The sequence below is a fragment of the Arthrobacter sp. TmtSoilC79 genome, assembly GCF_059739405.1.
The window spans coordinates 3793866-3808374 of sequence record NZ_AP046051.1 but is presented as its reverse complement, the minus strand read 5'-3'; the positions used below and the strand labels follow the sequence as shown (position 1 = coordinate 3808374).

The 14509-nt window shown below is 59.9% G+C and carries 18 protein-coding genes, 2 tRNA genes and 1 pseudogene; 5 read left to right on the top strand and 16 right to left on the bottom strand.

The window, feature by feature from the left end:
• Positions 1-41: 41 nt before the first annotated feature.
• From AC6JA3_RS17395 to AC6JA3_RS17325, 15 genes are all read right to left on the bottom strand, one after another.
• The gene (locus tag AC6JA3_RS17395) at positions 42-641 is read right to left on the bottom strand and encodes a hypothetical protein (RefSeq protein ID WP_497920375.1); all 600 of its coding nucleotides are present in this window, start codon (positions 639-641) and stop codon (positions 42-44) included.
• Between the two features lie 63 nt (positions 642-704).
• Positions 705-2036, bottom strand: a complete 1332-nt coding sequence (locus AC6JA3_RS17390; protein WP_497920374.1) for a phage portal protein — start codon at positions 2034-2036, stop codon at positions 705-707.
• Between the two features lie 4 nt (positions 2037-2040).
• Positions 2041-3459 carry a terminase large subunit domain-containing protein gene (locus AC6JA3_RS17385; protein ID WP_497920373.1) on the bottom strand — a complete coding sequence of 473 codons (1419 nt, stop codon included), beginning with the start codon at positions 3457-3459 and terminating at the stop codon, positions 2041-2043.
• A 25-nt stretch (positions 3460-3484) separates the two neighbouring features.
• The gene (locus AC6JA3_RS17380; RefSeq protein WP_497920372.1) at positions 3485-3967 is read right to left on the bottom strand and encodes a hypothetical protein; all 483 of its coding nucleotides are present in this window, start codon (positions 3965-3967) and stop codon (positions 3485-3487) included.
• A 99-nt stretch (positions 3968-4066) separates the two neighbouring features.
• On the bottom strand, positions 4067-4384 hold the full coding sequence (locus AC6JA3_RS17375; protein ID WP_497920371.1) for a hypothetical protein: 318 nt from the start codon (positions 4382-4384) through the stop codon (positions 4067-4069).
• 9 nt (positions 4385-4393) lie between these two features.
• On the bottom strand, positions 4394-4741 hold the full coding sequence (locus tag AC6JA3_RS17370; protein ID WP_497920370.1) for an HNH endonuclease: 348 nt from the start codon (positions 4739-4741) through the stop codon (positions 4394-4396).
• Positions 4742-5063: 322 nt separating this feature from the next.
• Positions 5064-5136, bottom strand: a tRNA-Ala gene (locus AC6JA3_RS17365).
• 58 nt (positions 5137-5194) lie between these two features.
• A complete protein-coding gene (locus AC6JA3_RS17360; protein WP_497920369.1) occupies positions 5195-5389 on the bottom strand; it encodes a hypothetical protein in 195 nt (64 codons plus the stop codon).
• A gap of 649 nt (positions 5390-6038) precedes the next feature.
• Complete coding sequence (locus AC6JA3_RS17355) at positions 6039-6650, bottom strand: DUF7341 domain-containing protein (RefSeq protein ID WP_497920368.1); 612 nt, start codon at positions 6648-6650, stop codon at positions 6039-6041.
• Positions 6647-7957 carry a replicative DNA helicase gene (locus tag AC6JA3_RS17350; protein ID WP_497920367.1) on the bottom strand — a complete coding sequence of 437 codons (1311 nt, stop codon included), beginning with the start codon at positions 7955-7957 and terminating at the stop codon, positions 6647-6649. The genes AC6JA3_RS17355 and AC6JA3_RS17350 overlap by 4 nt, the downstream gene beginning before the upstream one ends.
• On the bottom strand, positions 7954-9030 hold the full coding sequence (locus tag AC6JA3_RS17345) for a phage replication protein O (protein WP_497920366.1): 1077 nt from the start codon (positions 9028-9030) through the stop codon (positions 7954-7956). Before AC6JA3_RS17345 ends, AC6JA3_RS17350 begins: the two co-directional genes overlap by 4 nt.
• Positions 9023-9433 (bottom strand): hypothetical protein, encoded by a 411-nt coding sequence (locus AC6JA3_RS17340; RefSeq protein ID WP_497920365.1) that lies wholly within the window; start codon positions 9431-9433, stop codon positions 9023-9025. Before AC6JA3_RS17340 ends, AC6JA3_RS17345 begins: the two co-directional genes overlap by 8 nt.
• Entirely contained in the window at positions 9433-9711 is a 279-nt protein-coding gene (locus AC6JA3_RS17335) for a hypothetical protein (RefSeq protein WP_497920364.1), read from the bottom strand. Before AC6JA3_RS17335 ends, AC6JA3_RS17340 begins: the two co-directional genes overlap by 1 nt.
• Positions 9708-10115 (bottom strand): helix-turn-helix domain-containing protein, encoded by a 408-nt coding sequence (locus AC6JA3_RS17330; protein WP_497920363.1) that lies wholly within the window; start codon positions 10113-10115, stop codon positions 9708-9710. Before AC6JA3_RS17330 ends, AC6JA3_RS17335 begins: the two co-directional genes overlap by 4 nt.
• 111 nt (positions 10116-10226) lie before the next feature.
• Positions 10227-10403 carry a helix-turn-helix domain-containing protein gene (locus AC6JA3_RS17325; RefSeq protein WP_497920648.1) on the bottom strand — a complete coding sequence of 59 codons (177 nt, stop codon included), beginning with the start codon at positions 10401-10403 and terminating at the stop codon, positions 10227-10229.
• A gap of 224 nt (positions 10404-10627) precedes the next feature.
• Here AC6JA3_RS17325 and AC6JA3_RS17320 point away from each other — a divergent pair, with 224 nt between their 5' ends.
• The 3 genes and pseudogenes from AC6JA3_RS17320 (at position 10628) to AC6JA3_RS17310 (ending at position 12609) form a co-directional block, all read left to right on the top strand.
• The gene (locus AC6JA3_RS17320) at positions 10628-11299 is read left to right on the top strand and encodes a helix-turn-helix domain-containing protein (RefSeq protein ID WP_497920362.1); all 672 of its coding nucleotides are present in this window, start codon (positions 10628-10630) and stop codon (positions 11297-11299) included.
• A pseudogene (locus AC6JA3_RS17315) lies at positions 11296-11493 on the top strand (Arm DNA-binding domain-containing protein); the annotation flags it as partial. The gene AC6JA3_RS17320 and the pseudogene AC6JA3_RS17315, both read left to right, overlap by 4 nt.
• Positions 11494-11553: 60 nt before the next feature.
• Complete coding sequence (locus tag AC6JA3_RS17310) at positions 11554-12609, top strand: tyrosine-type recombinase/integrase (protein WP_497920647.1); 1056 nt, start codon at positions 11554-11556, stop codon at positions 12607-12609.
• A gap of 76 nt (positions 12610-12685) precedes the next feature.
• Here the strand turns inward: AC6JA3_RS17310 and AC6JA3_RS17305 are convergent.
• A tRNA-Ser gene (locus tag AC6JA3_RS17305) sits at positions 12686-12776 on the bottom strand.
• Positions 12777-12878: 102 nt separating this feature from the next.
• On the opposite strand from AC6JA3_RS17305, the gene AC6JA3_RS17300 reads away from it, so the two are divergent.
• Together AC6JA3_RS17300 and AC6JA3_RS17295 are read left to right on the top strand one after the other, a co-directional pair.
• Entirely contained in the window at positions 12879-13862 is a 984-nt protein-coding gene (locus AC6JA3_RS17300; protein ID WP_497920361.1) for an NAD(P)H-quinone oxidoreductase, read from the top strand.
• Between the two features lie 31 nt (positions 13863-13893).
• Positions 13894-14445, top strand: coding sequence for a PadR family transcriptional regulator (locus AC6JA3_RS17295; RefSeq protein ID WP_091552834.1), 552 nt, complete (start codon positions 13894-13896; stop codon positions 14443-14445).
• The last annotated feature ends 64 nt before the right edge of the window (positions 14446-14509 follow it).

Sequence of the window (14509 nt, the reverse complement as noted above, 5' to 3'; positions counted from 1 at the left end):
AGGCCACCTTGTGGCGGCCGGGATGAATGACTGCGTTGGCTCTATTCGCCGCGGCGTGCAGCGCCCAACTGCCGCAAAGCAGCAGCAGCCTTGGACTTGCCAGGCTTGTTGTCGGCGTCAGATTCTTCGCCCTTGACCGGTTTCGGCTTCGTGACGACTTTGGGACCCGTGCTGGACTTGAGCAGGTAAGGCTTGTCCTTGGCGATCTCATCGAGGCGGGCCTTGATAGCTTTCGCATCAGGGCCGTCGTCGTTGATTTCAACCTTGGAAATGTCCCCGAAGAGCGCGATGGCGTCCTGCGGGTCGGAGAAGCCGAGAGTTGCGGCGGTTGCCCGGATGTCGGCGTTCACGATTCGTGTCGTGAACTTGCCGGTGACCTCCTGGGCGCCTTCAGCTCGTGCAGCGTCGATTGCTTTCTGCTGCTCGGTCTTGCTGGACTCCTTGTACTTGTCGTACTCGGCTGCTTTCGACTTCAGGTCGTCGTAATCAGCAGGCTTGGCACGCTTCAGCCGGTCCTGAATGATCCGGTCCAGGTCGGCCTGCGTTGCGGGAGGAGTGTAGTTACTCTCTCCGCCAGCGCCTTCCGCGCCTGCACCACTGTCTTCAGTCGTTGCTGCACCTTCTGGGGCTGCTCCAGTCATGGGTTCCTCCGTAAATCCGTCGATATACCGGCAAAATGAGCAGTTGCCGTCACTGCGTCCCCGCTATTCGGGTGGGGTTTGTAGTTGCGCACCAATGGCACGCATGGTGTCGTCCGTTTTGGCCTGAATCCGGGCCGGGATGGACTGATCACCGTTCTTCCGCGCAAAATCCGCTGCTTCGAGGGCGTCAGCCTTCGACCAGCCCGGAATCATCGCGAAAAGCATCTCCAGAGGCGCGTTCAGCGTCCGGAGCTTCACCATGGAGTCGCTGATCTGTGCCAGCGACCGCGTCGAGGTGTCCTGCCAGTGCATTTGCGCCGATGAATCCTGAGCTGCGTCCTCATAGCCGAGGATCGCGGCCGCAGCGCGCATGTTGAGCTCGTGACCTTCACCCATGACCACCTTGTGGTCATCAATGTTGCGGAAGTATCCCGACTCGGCGGCTGCGATGCCTTCAGCGGACATGTTCACGATGGCCCCGAGTAGGTAATGCGGCGGAACCTGGCACACAGCGGACAGGTGCTTGATGTGCGTATCCACGGCGTTGGCAACTTGGGTGATGTTCGCAGCTGCGAAGTCGCCAAAGCGCACTTCACCCTCGCCGGATCCGTGCAGGAGCGAGTCAATGGCCGGCCTGACCAACGCATTGCCGTTGGCGTCGGTGCCGATCTTGCCACCGGACTGCCACTTCTGCGGGAATGCGCCGTAACGCTGGACCATTTGCAGGGTGAAAGTAGCGTCAACGATGCGCTTGTAGACGGGGAACGCCGGCGCGAGCTGCGATTTCGGCAGCCCGTCCATAGCGAACTCGTTGGCGATCATCGAAACGGGAGTGAATCCCAAGTCATGCGGGGCAACTTCAAGCTTCTGGATGCTCTTCGGCGTGCCCTTGATGACGTAGCGGGCTTCCTCATCGAGGAACTGCCAACTGTCCTTGGACACTCGGTGAAGGACGTACTGGGGGAACTCGTCCCACGGATCCGCCTTGACCTGGAAGGTCTGGAGGCAGGACAGCGGACGCATGACCACGCCACCGTTGGCCGCCGGCAGGTCCATCATGTAGCTGTAGCCGAGCCCGATCACCTCACGGTGCAGCGCGCCCTGGCGTCCGTCCATGCCATTGGCCTGCCATGCTTCACGCCAAACATCAGAGTCACTGTAACCGTCAACAATCAGGCCCTGAGCGATGCAGTCCCGGACGAACTGGAGCCACGGAGTGGACGCCTTCCGGAACATGTCCTTGTACTCAAGGTCCGCGTGGTCCGGCATCCACGTCCGGGCAAGACCGCCGTCAATGTTCTTCTGAAGGAAGCGCAGCCGCGCCCATTCTTTGTTGGCTTCGGGAAGGACTTCGTCAGTGATTACTTGGGAAAGCTCAACTGCACTCAGCACCACGTGATCACCTGATTCCTGTAATGACGGCTTCTTCTTTCGCCGGGCTGGATTCGGACTTCTTCACGCCCCAGTGCGCCAGAGTGCCGGACTGGATCTGCGTGATGGGTTCCGAGGGGTCTGACTGGTCCCACGTCTGGCCACCCACCAGTGGGCGGGTGGTCGCGTTCTTCAGGGACTGGTAGAGGTCGTCCTGGCCGCGGTGGACCACGAGCGATTGGTTGATGGACTCGACCATCAGGCCGAACGCGCCAGCAACTTCACCGGCGTTCACGGCCATGTACTTGATGCCAGCGGCAGTCAGGTCTGTGAGAATCGGCGCGCAGTTCTTCTCATCCAGCACCACAAGGGCCGGGCCGAGGGAATCAACAAGCTCTTTCAGCGCGGATGGCACCCAAAGCGTCTGCATGCGGGTGTCCAGAGTCTCGACAAAGATCTTCTGGCCAGCGCGAGAAGCCGCCGCGATGGTTGCATAACCTCCACCGCGCCCCAGAGCCACGGCCAAGACCGGACGGTCACCCAAGGACGCCTCAGCGTCAGCGGAAGCCTTCCACGTCGGCAGGCTGACCTCGTTATGGCTGACGTCCTGCACCGGGCGCCGGTTGGGCCACACGCTGCAACGCTCACGGGCGAAGTCCTGCTTGTTCAGGCTCTTGTCACGGTCATGCTGCTCAGCGATGGTCTCCGTACGGATACGAATGTCCTTGGCTGGGTTCGAGTCAGCCCAAACCTTCTCACTACCCAAATCAATGAGCTCAGCAAGGTCCGGATCCTCCGAACCCTCTGGCGACCACTCCGCCCAGCCCGTCCTGTTCGGCTCCGATGAACGCCCACGGTCGCGGACACCCTCAAACACCTCGGAATCATTCAATCCCTCTTCAGGGACGGTCCCGGTGTAGAGCTCCTGACGGTTCGGGACAGCCGACTGGGTGTAAGTCAGCGCATTGCGGGCCGGAACACTCAGTTCCTGGGCCTCGTCATACACGATCACATCAGCGGAGAAGCCACGGCCGGAGTTCTTCGACCGCGCCACAAACTTGATGCGGTTACCCAAGCTCTTCTGCCCTGGCGCACGCTTCAGCAGGATCTCAGCGGTATTTCCCCGGTAAATCTGCTCAACACGGTCATTCAGGCGCGGTACAGACTCAATGACACCCCGGAGACGGTCGAAGCCGTCCATGGCCGTCTTGAACTCGTGCGCCGTGTGCAGAATGGACTTACGCCGGCGGTCCAAGCGCGGGAACAAGAACAAGTGCGCGAGGTCATACGCGACAAGGATCTCGCCCTTGCCGTTCTGACGAGCAACCAGAGCACCAAACTCGGTCGCGGCCCACTCATTCGCCTCATCAACAGCGAACAAGCCGTCAATCACATATGACTGCCACTCATCCAGGACGACGCCACACAACCTGGCGAACTGAGTCACCTTCGGACCAAGAGTGCCAATCGCCTCAGGACGCTTCTCGATCCGAGGACGTTGGGAACCGGGCAACATTTGAAAGGTCACCGTTGAAGAACTCATCAAACGGGTCAACCTCCTTAGCCGCGGCAGGACCTGCAAGCGACTCAATTTCAGCCAGCAGCTCAGAATGACGCTTGGACAGCGGCGCCAGCTTGGCTGGATCGTCATCGGCAACATGCGCCATCGCAGCTTCCACAAGGGACAATCCCCACTGGAGGCGTTCAGCCCGAGTGCGATGGGCCGGTGGAGTTTCAGGCTTATCCCTGCGCTCCGAATCGAAGTCTTCCCAGCCCTCAAACTCATCGACTGGCGTGGGCTCGGACTCTTGCGGCTTATCCCACCGCCGAGATGCGGCCTGTTCAGCTACCCGCTCATCGGAAGCTCGCCGGCAAGCCTCATCCACGGGCTCACCCTTGCGAAGGTGCCTCTTGTAGGCGGTGTAGGAACCGCACGGAGCTGGTGGGCGCGGCATCCGAACACCTCCAATTGGTGTGAAGGCTGAATTGGTGTGAAGTGCCTGATTTGGTGTGCAGGAAAAAATGCCCAGACCAGGCGGGAGGTGGGCAGGAGATCAGGCTTGGGGGCCTACCCCCACCCCTTCGTAGGTCTTCTCGAAGATGTCAGGCTTGCACGGGTAGAACTCTCCATTCACGCCCTTGATGATCCAGTCACCAGGGTTCGCGATCATGCGGCCTTCGAGTGTGTCCACCCAAAGGTATGGATCTGGATGGCCGATGAGGTCGCCGTCCATGAGGTGTTCGTGGTAGCGGATTGCAGCGCCGTCTGAGTCAAGTGCCCAGTCGATGATGGGTGTGGCACTTTCTGCGCTGCCGTCCCACTGCATAGCTTCGATGACAACGGGCTTCTTGCGGTACTGGGCTGCTGCCATGGTGTGCTCCTACTGTGCTGGTCTGATGATGGGTGCTGCACTGTCGCTCTTCTTTGAGTTGCAGCTGCGGTGCATTGGTTTGAGGTCTTGCTTGTACAGGTGTCCGCCGTTGTTCACTGCGTCTGGGTGGTCAGCTGTGAATGACATGGCGTCTGTCTTGGGGAGTGTGTAGTCGATAGGCTTGCCACACCATGTGCAGTCCAGCCCTTTACGTTTGAGTGCGGCTTGCTTGCGTCGGTAGGCGCGGTGTCCGCGGCCATCACGTGGGGAGCTCAAGGTTGTCCACCTCCTGGCATTGGTGCCAGACGGCGGCAGGTGCACCGAACCGCCGCCCAGCGTTGCTGCGGTCTTACCCATCCGTCAGCTCTGGGGCAGGGTCTCTGGTTGTGCTTCCGGTTTGCCTGAGACGGTGGCCGGTTGTGGTGCCTTGGCTTGCCGGGGATCCACAACGGGCCGGACGTTCCAAGGTCTTTGCCCCGTACCAGTTCCGGTGGGCCCCTGTTGGGCTGACCATCAAGTGTTCTTGGGGATGCTGTGTGGGTGTTGCGTGCGCCCGCAGGAGGTCCCATTGCAGGCACATCCGAGAGGCGCCCGGTTCAACCTTCGGTTCGAAGTGATGCCGTTGACGGGCGCACGCTGTGTTGAGGGAACACCTCATTCAGAAGCTATGGAGCTTCCGTGGAGAATGCGAGATTCGAACTCGCAACCTACGGTTTGCAGGACCGTTGCTCTTCCAGTTGAGCTAATTCCCCGTGTTGCCGGCGTCGTCACGACGAGCGGCGGTGTCCGTTTCGCTGGACTGCGGCGTTCTTACTCAGTCAGGTACTCAAGAGAATCTTTGCGGTAAACGCGAAACTCTCCCGTCTCTTCGAAAAAGACCCAGACTGATGTCGCGTTGTACTCAATATGGGTGTGCATGAAGAATGTCGCGCCGCTCTTCTCCGAGATTCGCCCAACCTCGCCGGTTGCCTTTACGCGCACCGCCGGGAATTTGTCCACTGCCATGTTCGTGCTCCTCTTTGGCGTCCTGAAATCGCTTACAAAACAAGAGTCAATCGAATCGAGCCTGACTTGTGGGACCCGGCGCGTGTTGGCTGATGCCCTCCCACGCCCACGACAGGTCGAACTCAAGCGGCAGTCTGAGCGAAAAAGCAGAAGCCCCGGAGCGGTCAGCGTCCGGGGCTTCTGAAAGGATTTGGTTACAGCTGTGGGCTGTGGCACCAGTGTATTAAATAAACGGCTTACTTACAAGCGTGTCATTTCCCTTGTCGCTTCCGGCTGAGCCGGCGCCATCGCGCTGGGTTCCAGCGGTCGGTGAACGCGGTGGTGATCCCGCCCTTGGGGTGTACGAACTTGCTTGGTACCGGTTTGCTGGCCTCTTCAACGCAATCCTGGCAGGCTCCCGTTTCGGTTGGTTTGAAGGAGTTTGGCATGACGACTTTTACTCTGGCGCCGCAGAGTGCTGCCCGGTAGTTGTACGTGTCTTCCAAGAAGGAAGGGCCAAGCATTGTCAGCTCTCTGGTTGTGGGACGAACTGCGTGGATTGGCCCGGGGTCGTCAGGGACCTGGGGTGCTCTCGCGCCGGCTTGCATATCGCGGGGCTCCTCCCAACGGGTTAGCCCAGCTTTGTAGATTGGTTCCGGAAGATTCGGGGTCATGCTGCGTCCTTCCTGAGTTGGAATGCGAGTTCGTGCAGTTCGATGCCCACCCATGTCGCTCCGCAAGCCCCGCACTGGGCCTCAGTTCCAGTTGCGGTGATGGCGGTGTTGCGGACGTATTCGTCTTCGTCCCAGGTCCATGCGTGGGTGGCTCCGCAGTCAGCCTGGGGGCAAGCTCCGACAATTTCCGTGCGCCGGACGGGGTTCAGCATCTGCTGAATGGCGAGCATCCACTTGGTGGTGTTCTCGAGGCATTTCCTTGCAGCTTGCCCACTGTTGTCGAGCTGCGTCCACACAGCCCACTTTTGGAGCTTGCTTTCCGGGCTGAGCGTGGGCTCATCCTTGCCTGTTGTGGCGATGTGCATGGTTGCGAGGATTTCGCGGATTTCGGACCAGAGACTGAATGCGGGGATTGCGATGGGTGAACGGGATCCCGAACCTCCACCACCGCCGTTTGCACGCCGGCCGGATTGGATTTCCTGCCGGAGCTGATCGAAGAGGCTCAGCTCGGTCGGGAACGACTTCGCACCGGTCTCGCTATCGATGTGGATGGCACGGTGTTCCCGGGTCAGACGGTGAACGTTGTCGTTGAGAGTATCGATGTTCAAGATGCTTCCATTCCGTAGCGGTAGTCGTTGGGGCCGAGGGACATACTGTTGACTGAGGCGAAGTGTGGGCGCCAGGCGAGACGTATCTTGCCTGTTTGGCCGTGGCGGTTCTTTTCGATGATGAGTTCGAGCTCGCCTTCCATCTCTTGGTCGTCTCGATGGAGAAGGATGATGTTGTCGGCGTGGGCTTCGATACCGCCGGACTCTCGGAGGTCGGCCATTGTGGGGCGCGTATCCGCCCGCTGAGTGGATCCGCGGTTGACTTGGGCGAGGGCCAGAACGTGGGTATCGAATTCCTTTGCGAGGTGCTTGCAGTCCTCAGCGATCCGGGACACTTGGCGTTCGCGCATGTCCCTTGGATCTGCTGGGGCGCATAGCTGCAGGTAGTCGATGATGATCAGGGGGACCGGCTGCCGACGAACCCATGTGCGGACCGTGGCCCGTATTTGCGCCATGGTGATTCGGGAGGCCTCTTCGATGTAGACCGGCCAGTCCGCGGCTTTCGTCGTTAGGCGTGCGATCTTCGCCCAGTCAGCGTCCCCGAGGCTGTGTGAGTTGATCTTGTGGAGGTCAATTCCTTCGGAGGCAGCGGCCATACGGCCTACGACTTCGTGTTCTTTCATCTCGAGTGAGAAGAACCCGGCGCCGTACTTCGCGGCCGCCACAGCCGCGCAACCTGCGACCAAGGACTTGCCAACCGCTGGACGAGCGCCCATGACGGTCAGTTGCCCTGGGTGCCATCCGCCGTTGAACTTGTGATCGAGCTCAGACCACCCAGTGGGGTAACTCTTACCCTGGGGCGCCGACCAAAGATTCACGGCATCCTCCAGCGCCGCCGAGAACGTCCGGACTCTGATGCCTGTTGCTTCGTTGGCTGCGGCATCCAGGGCCACGCGGGCCTGGTCCAGCGCAGCCTCCGCTTCGTCCCAACCCGCAGTGTCAGACATCTGCTGCAGCTTCCGGCCAACCTCTGCCAACCTTCGAAGCCTGGCAGTCCCCGTGATGATGCTCGCGTAGTGGGCCGCTGCCGAGCGGACGGGCGCAACCTCCAAACACTGATGCAGGTACGTCGGCTCCATGCCGACGATTGGGTTAGACACAAGCTTTTGGGACATGGCCAGCGCTGAGGCAGGTCGCCCGGCCCTCGATTCCGTCAGGATCATGTGCCAGAGATGCTCATGCTGTGGAAGGTAGAAGTCCTCTGCTTTCAGTTCGACTTCGTCCAGGGTTCGCTGATCCAGAAGCACGGCGCCGATGACTGCACGCTCAGCGTCGATGTCCTGCCGCAGTTTCACGTCGTTCGTCATGAGATCCCCAGTTTCTGCTTGGCCTCGGCCAGCCGTTCGGCGTTGTGTAAGTTCCGCTGCTCCTTTTTCCAAGCAATCTCGCCGGCGACATCCATACCTTCAGGCGGGGTCCCGGGCGTCCACACGTCTCGGCCCAAGATGGCTTCGACGTCGATCTCTCCGTGGAACCCGGCCAATGGTGTCGTGGTAGCGACTCCCGCCTTGAGCTTGAGCTGATCAAACTTCTCGCGGAGCTTGGACATGGACAGGATGTTGGCCCGCCAGAATTCGTCAGCCGTAGCCCATCGGATCATCCAAACGACCTGCTCGACCTTGTAACCGTCCCGGTCGAGCAGCAGCCGAGCTGCGTCGCGGTTCTTCTTGTTCCTCGAGGGCTTCTTGGATCCGTTAGCCACCAAGCAGGAATCAAGGAGATCAAGAAGTTCCTCAACTTCGGGTCGCGGGATTTCGTCAGAAATCTCCGACGAAGGAGTATCTTCTTTAGAAGATGTAGCAGTAGCAGTAGCTGTACGCATGGAAACGCTATTCGAATCCTTTGCCAAAGGTTTAGCCGTAGAGCTTCCAAAAGCTATGGCAACCTCTTGCCTAACCCCTTGTGTCATGCCTTTCATGTCCGTTGCCTTGGACTTGAGGATGGTCTGCACCTTTGGGTGGTTCCAGAGAGCCAATTCCGGCTGCTCCTTGTAAAGCTTCTGGATCTCGAAGGCGAAGAACTCCTTGATGTCCGCCGAGGCGATCCCGGCGAATGCGTTCGCCATAGTGACATGAAGGCGAGGGTGCCTGATTACTCCGTCGTGGCGAGCGAAAGAGCGCACAAGCACCTCCTCAGTGGTGTCGTCAGCGTGAATGAAGTGGGCTTCAGCCAGCTCGCAAGCATCCCGCCGCACATCGGCCGCTGACCGGTCCTTGGTGAGTGCGGCAAGCCGCCCAGGCCGCCAGTCAGCCACACCGGCATAGTTCAAGGTCGGGTGCGTAAGGATCTGCTGGTAAAGATGCTGAGCGCCCATTGAAAGGCCGCGCCAGTCACCGTCCGCCCACAGATCCACACGAATATTTGCACGGTCCCTAGCCAACAGGCAGCGCTCCCCTCTCTGACATGAACCCGTCAGTTGAAAGCTTGGATCGGCGGTACTCCCGGTAGTCCGTGGCCGACCACTGGCCGGTCGCGATCAGAGTGCGTAGACGTGCGTTGGCTGCCCTTCGACCGGCCCCGTCAAGGTCGGCTTCGTTGGCCTCCACCGTGCCGCACCGGCGAAGACGAATGTCTTCCACCTCTTCGATCAAAGACTTGATGTCCCCGGGATAGGCGGGGCGCTTGAAGGGTTTGGAATGAAACTTCAACACAGCGTCCATGGCATCGTCGGGGGCGTGCTGCCCGAGGATTTCAAACCAGGCATCGGCCTGAGCGTCCGTGAACTTTCGAGCTCCGAGCAATTCAAGCTTCCCCAACACGGCGTCAATTTCAACTCTGAGCATCAGTTCGTCCCTTCGACAGTAGTAGTGCCCGTTGATCCTGCGGCAAGCACAGCCGCAGCTGTGGCAGCAAGATCCGCGGCCAATTGCACGGCATCTGCAAGTGAGAGGTTGGCGTAGTCTGGCGGCTCATGATTAGCAGCCCAGAACTCGACAGAATGGGTATCTGTGGTCGCATTCCACGCGGGAGTGATGATCCATCCTCGGTTCATCACCTCGGGTCCGACCCAATGATCAGCGCATCCTTCTGCCAAAACATATCCGACCGGTGGCGTGCTCATTTGGTCCCCTTAGCTGAGAGTTGGAGGATGTCCACTGCGCTGACGTCCAGGGCCCTGGCAATCAGGAAGACGTCCTTCACGGTCAGCACACTATTGCCGTTCAGCCTGTCTTTGAGCGTGGATCGCGGGATCCCGGCTTCCGCCGCCAGCCTGTTGATGGAATATGCGGGCACCTGCTCCCGGATAATCTGAACAGCGCAGATGACTCTATGCACCTCATCTCCGGGAGTGACCTTGCGCCCGATCGGCCTAGCCAACCACTCCGTCATCTGACGCACCTGCCAATGATGGGCGGCAGATTCGATTTCACGGAGCCACAGGCTGCGCTCGTCCTCGTCATAGAAGTCGGTAGGGATGCTGCCTGAATTGTTCTGCAAGAGCGTGAGGGTTTTGATAGTCTGCATAGTGAATCTCCTACTTGGTAGTGGTTGGTTCTAGGGCCGTGACGTGTTCTTTGGCGAGAGCGTCACGGTCGTTTGTTTTAAGTGGCACCTGCTGGACCTTGGCTGATGAGCTCATGGTTGCGTTTCCCCGAGGTATGAAAGCAGGTCTGCCCGACTGACCCGAAACTTTCGCCCCAATCGAAGAACCCGGACTGGAAACTCACCCCGCTTGATCAGGTCATATGCTGTAGCGCGGCCAATTCCGAGAGCTCTGGCAGCGTCTGGCCAAACCGAGAGGGTAAGGGGCATGTCCCTCGGTTCAGTGGGGGCAACACTCATATTTTGTGTCATATCAGAACATAACTCCTCTTGTCACTGCGTTTCGCTCCAAATCGGAACGATAGAAACAGCGTAGCACCTACAAGATTCAAAACGGCACACACTGACACGCCGAAGTTTGGTATTGTGCCGATATGACACATGGTGAGTGGCCTGCAAATTTCCATCGTTCGGTTGGCAAACAGCTGCAGTTCATGCGAAAGCGCGCAGGCTTATCCGCAGAGGAACTGGCGTCGCTTTGTAACGCCTTCGGTTCGGGGGTCAACATAACGCGCAACATCATCACCGGTATCGAGACCGGCAAGCGGAACACCGTTACGGTCGCTGAGCTCCTGATCTTCGCCCATGCCCTGAAAATCCCGCCCGTCTACCTGGCTTTCCCGGCTCAAACGCCCACTGCCGACATCGAAGGCCTCCCAGGCCAGGCCGGAAAGGTCTATGAGTTCGTCAACTGGTTCAACGCCGATCCTTGGGCGAGCACCTTCCGACTTGAGGATGACCGGCTCACGGACTCTTCGAAGGACGCCTGGATATCGCTGCATGAAAGGCGCGAAGCCGAACGGTCGTTCAATATCTTGGACGACCTCATATCCTTACTGGACAAAGTTGACGAATCTACGCCACCCACTGCGAGGCAGAAGAGCACACTAATGCAGATAGCTTCGAAGCTCGCAGATCTGCACAGGCGATACAGCACGCTTCGCGAACTCCGCGTGGAAATGTATCCCCTCCGCGAGGACTTTGAAGTTGAGGCTTATTCGCGGCGCCTGAATAATCAAGCTTTTGCTTCCTGGGACGATGAAGCCCGCTCATCGATGGAAAGCATCAAGTCCACCCTTCATGCGATCCTCGAGGACCAGCTGTGAAGGGATCGGTCTTTAAGCGCTGCCCATGCCCACCCTCCGACCTAAAGCGAAACGCTGCGGGGCAGGTTCTGGCCTGCAAGAAAAAGCATGGCACCTGGTCCTATCGCCTGGACGCTGGACTGGATCCGCAATCACAAAAGCGCCGACGACCGTCCGCCGGTGGCTTCGCAACCAAAGAAGACGCTGAGGAAGCGCTCAGTCGCAAGATTTCTGAGGTGAACGCCGGAACTTGGACTGATGATGGTAGGCAAACCGTGTCCGAGTATCTTGACAGGTGGCTGGCGCGTAAATCTCTGGCACTGAAGGCCACTACTGCCGACACTTACCGGACTCACCTAGAGAAGTATCTAAAGCCGGAACTTGGCCACTACAAGCTGCGAGAGCTGCGCCCGGAGCACGTCTACTCCATGCTGGACGTCGTGGCTGTTGGCCGAAGTGCTGCCATGGTCCATAGGGTCCGCTCTACATTGCGTACGGCCTTGGCATCTGCAGTGAAGGAGCGCTTGCTGACGTGGAATCCCGCCCGTGATCTGCAGATGCCAAAAGAGACTAGGCGGAAAGTGCACCCCTGGGAGCCTGCGGAGATAGGCGCGTTCCTCGATGGAAACCAGGAGGATCGCCTAATTGGCCTGTTTCACGTCGTCGCGTACTGTGGGCTCCGGCGTGGCGAGGGCATCGGCCTCCGCTGGGATGACGTGGACCTGGTTAAGCGGACGCTAACCATCCGGCAGCAGATCGTCCAAGTAAACCGGAGCGCGTCCGAGGTTCCGTGTCCCTATTGCGGCGTTGTCCATGGCGGGTTGAAGTTTGACAGCCCTAAGACAGAAGACAGCTCTGCCATTGTTCATCTGGACGCCAGCACAGTGGCCGTTCTACTTGGGGAGCAACTGCGCCAAGGCGACGAGCGCGCTCAATGGGGCGACGCATATGTAGACCATGGGCTGGTGTTCGCAAAGGAGGACGGAAACCCGCTCGTGCCCAACGGGGTCTCCCGCCACTTCGAAGACCTTCAGGGAGGCATCCTGGTCCCAACCGATTCGCGAAAGCCCGACAGCGCACTGCGGCCCGTGAGGAGGGTGCGCCTACATGATCTGCGACATGGCACCGCATCGTTGATGATCGCGGCCGGTGTCGATATCGCCATCGTGTCCAAGGTGCTCCGTCACTCCACCATCAAACTGACCGTGGATTCCTACGGTCACTTACTCCCTGGCGTGGGGGAAGAGGCGGCAGACAAGCGCGCCGCACTCATTCCGCGAAACGCTGGGAGGAAAACCAGCGGCCACGGATCGGCCACAAATTTACCTTGAGGATCGCAGAAGGCCGGTTGAATCAATCCACTCAGATCGACTCAACCGGCCTCTGACCTGCATAAATGCTCGGTCTTGGCGGAAGGTAAGGGATTTGAACCCTTGGTGCGGGGTTACCGCACACTGGTTTTCAAGACCAGCTCCTTAGGCCGCTCGGACAACCTTCCTCGCCTAGTAGTGTTTCATAGGGAGTTGGCTGTTCCAAAACATCACGTCCTCCAACCCCTGCCCCGGGGGCCCGAGGACCAGCAAGAAACCGGGAGTTCGTCATGAAAGCCGTCTACATCCCAGAGCCAGGCGGGCCCGAAGTCCTCGAAATCCGCGAGGTCCCTGCGCCGGTGCCGGGCACCGGCGAGGTGCTCATCGACGTCGTCGCTGCCGGCCTGAACCGTGCCGATGTCCAGCAGCGGCGCGGCTTCTATCCGCCGCCACCGGGAGCTTCGGAGATCCCCGGCCTTGAAGTCTCCGGACGCATCGCAGCCTTTGGACCCGGAGTCACCAAGGCATTCTCCGTGGGAGACAAGGTCGTGGCGCTGCTCTCCGGCGGTGGCTACGCCCAGCAGGTGGCCGTTCCCGCTGAGCAAGTGCTGCGAATTCCCGAGGGCGTGGACCTGATTACTGCCGCTGCCCTGCCCGAAGTGGCCGCCACCGTTTACTCAAACCTCATCATGACCGCTCAGCTGCAGCCCGGGGAGACGGTACTCATCCACGGTGCCACCGGAGGCATCGGCACCATGGCCATCCAGTTGGCCAAAGCGTACGGCGCAACAGTGGCCACCACCGCTGGAACGGACGAGAAGGTGGGAACCGCCAAGGCTTTCCTGGGTGCGGACATCGCCATCAACTACACCGAAGAGGACTTCGCCCAAAGCCTTAAGGCACAAAACGGGGGCAAAGGCGCGGACGTGATCCTCGACGTCGTGGGTGCCAAGTACCTCCAGCAGAACATTGAGGCGCTCGCCGACTACGGCCGGCTCATCGTCATCGGCCTCCAGGGCGGGACCACGGCCGAGATCAACCTTGGACAACTCCTCAGCAAGCGTGCTGCGGTGATTGGCACAGCGCTTCGGCCGCGCTCGGTGGCGGAAAAGGGCATCATCATGTCCGCCGTCCGCGAGTCCGTGTGGCCGATGCTCACCGATGGCAGGATCAAGCCCCTGGTAGCCAAGTCCTTCCCGCTGGACCAAGTCCGTGAAGCCCACCGGTATTTTGATTCCGGTGAGCATGTGGGCAAGGTCCTGCTGCTTCTCTGACCTGTCCGTCCAATCCGCAGCGAGGAGCTTTATGTCCATCCGGCACAGCCTGCTGGCCCTGCTCCAGGACCAGCCCCGGTACGGCTATGAGCTCAGGGTCGAATTCGAAGACCGGACCGGCGCCGCCTGGCCGCTGAACATCGGGCAGGTCTACACCACCCTGGACCGCCTTGAGCGCGATGGCCTGGTCAGTAAAGACGGCGACGACGGCGGTGGCCACGTCATCTACAGCATCACTGACGCCGGGGCTGAGGAAGTGGTGGCTTGGTTTGCAGGCGCCGTGGAGCGCGGCACTCCAGCGCGAAACGAGGTGGCCATCAAGCTGGCCCTTGCCGTGACCTTGCCTGGTGTTGATACATCCGCTGTGATCCAGTCCCAGCGGGAGGTCTCCGTCAGGGCGCTGCAGGAGCATACGCAAGCGAGGAAGTCAGTGACCACCAATCAGCGCGCTGTGGATACTGCCGGACTCCTGGTCCTCGACTCGTTGATTTTCCAGGCCGAAGCCGAAGTGCGCTGGCTGGACCTGTGCGAGGCGCGCATGGTGCAGGCCCAAGGACGTCCGGGGGAGTCCGGCGCCAGCTAAGGACCGTTCGTCGCACCAGGGATACCGCTCGTCGCAACAGCATCGGTGTTCCGGTGGGTTTTGT

Excerpts from the sequence above, each read along its gene's own strand:
- AC6JA3_RS17325 (WP_497920648.1), bottom strand. The coding sequence starts at position 10,403 with ATGCCCCTTACCCTCTCGGTTTGGCCAGACGCTGCCAGAGCTCTCGGA.
- AC6JA3_RS17375 (WP_497920371.1), bottom strand. The coding sequence starts at position 4,384 with ATGGCAGCAGCCCAGTACCGCAAGAAGCCCGTTGTCATCGAAGCTATG.
- AC6JA3_RS17395 (WP_497920375.1), bottom strand. The coding sequence starts at position 641 with ATGACTGGAGCAGCCCCAGAAGGTGCAGCAACGACTGAAGACAGTGGT.
- AC6JA3_RS17335 (WP_497920364.1), bottom strand. The coding sequence starts at position 9,711 with ATGAGCACGCCACCGGTCGGATATGTTTTGGCAGAAGGATGCGCTGAT.
- AC6JA3_RS17380 (WP_497920372.1), bottom strand. The coding sequence starts at position 3,967 with ATGCCGCGCCCACCAGCTCCGTGCGGTTCCTACACCGCCTACAAGAGG.
- AC6JA3_RS17295 (WP_091552834.1), top strand. The coding sequence starts at position 13,894 with ATGTCCATCCGGCACAGCCTGCTGGCCCTGCTCCAGGACCAGCCCCGG.
- AC6JA3_RS17320 (WP_497920362.1), top strand. The coding sequence starts at position 10,628 with ATGCGAAAGCGCGCAGGCTTATCCGCAGAGGAACTGGCGTCGCTTTGT.
- AC6JA3_RS17350 (WP_497920367.1), bottom strand. The coding sequence starts at position 7,957 with ATGACGAACGACGTGAAACTGCGGCAGGACATCGACGCTGAGCGTGCA.
- AC6JA3_RS17340 (WP_497920365.1), bottom strand. The coding sequence starts at position 9,433 with ATGCTCAGAGTTGAAATTGACGCCGTGTTGGGGAAGCTTGAATTGCTC.
- AC6JA3_RS17370 (WP_497920370.1), bottom strand. The coding sequence starts at position 4,741 with ATGGGTAAGACCGCAGCAACGCTGGGCGGCGGTTCGGTGCACCTGCCG.
- AC6JA3_RS17360 (WP_497920369.1), bottom strand. The coding sequence starts at position 5,389 with ATGGCAGTGGACAAATTCCCGGCGGTGCGCGTAAAGGCAACCGGCGAG.
- AC6JA3_RS17330 (WP_497920363.1), bottom strand. The coding sequence starts at position 10,115 with ATGCAGACTATCAAAACCCTCACGCTCTTGCAGAACAATTCAGGCAGC.
- AC6JA3_RS17300 (WP_497920361.1), top strand. The coding sequence starts at position 12,879 with ATGAAAGCCGTCTACATCCCAGAGCCAGGCGGGCCCGAAGTCCTCGAA.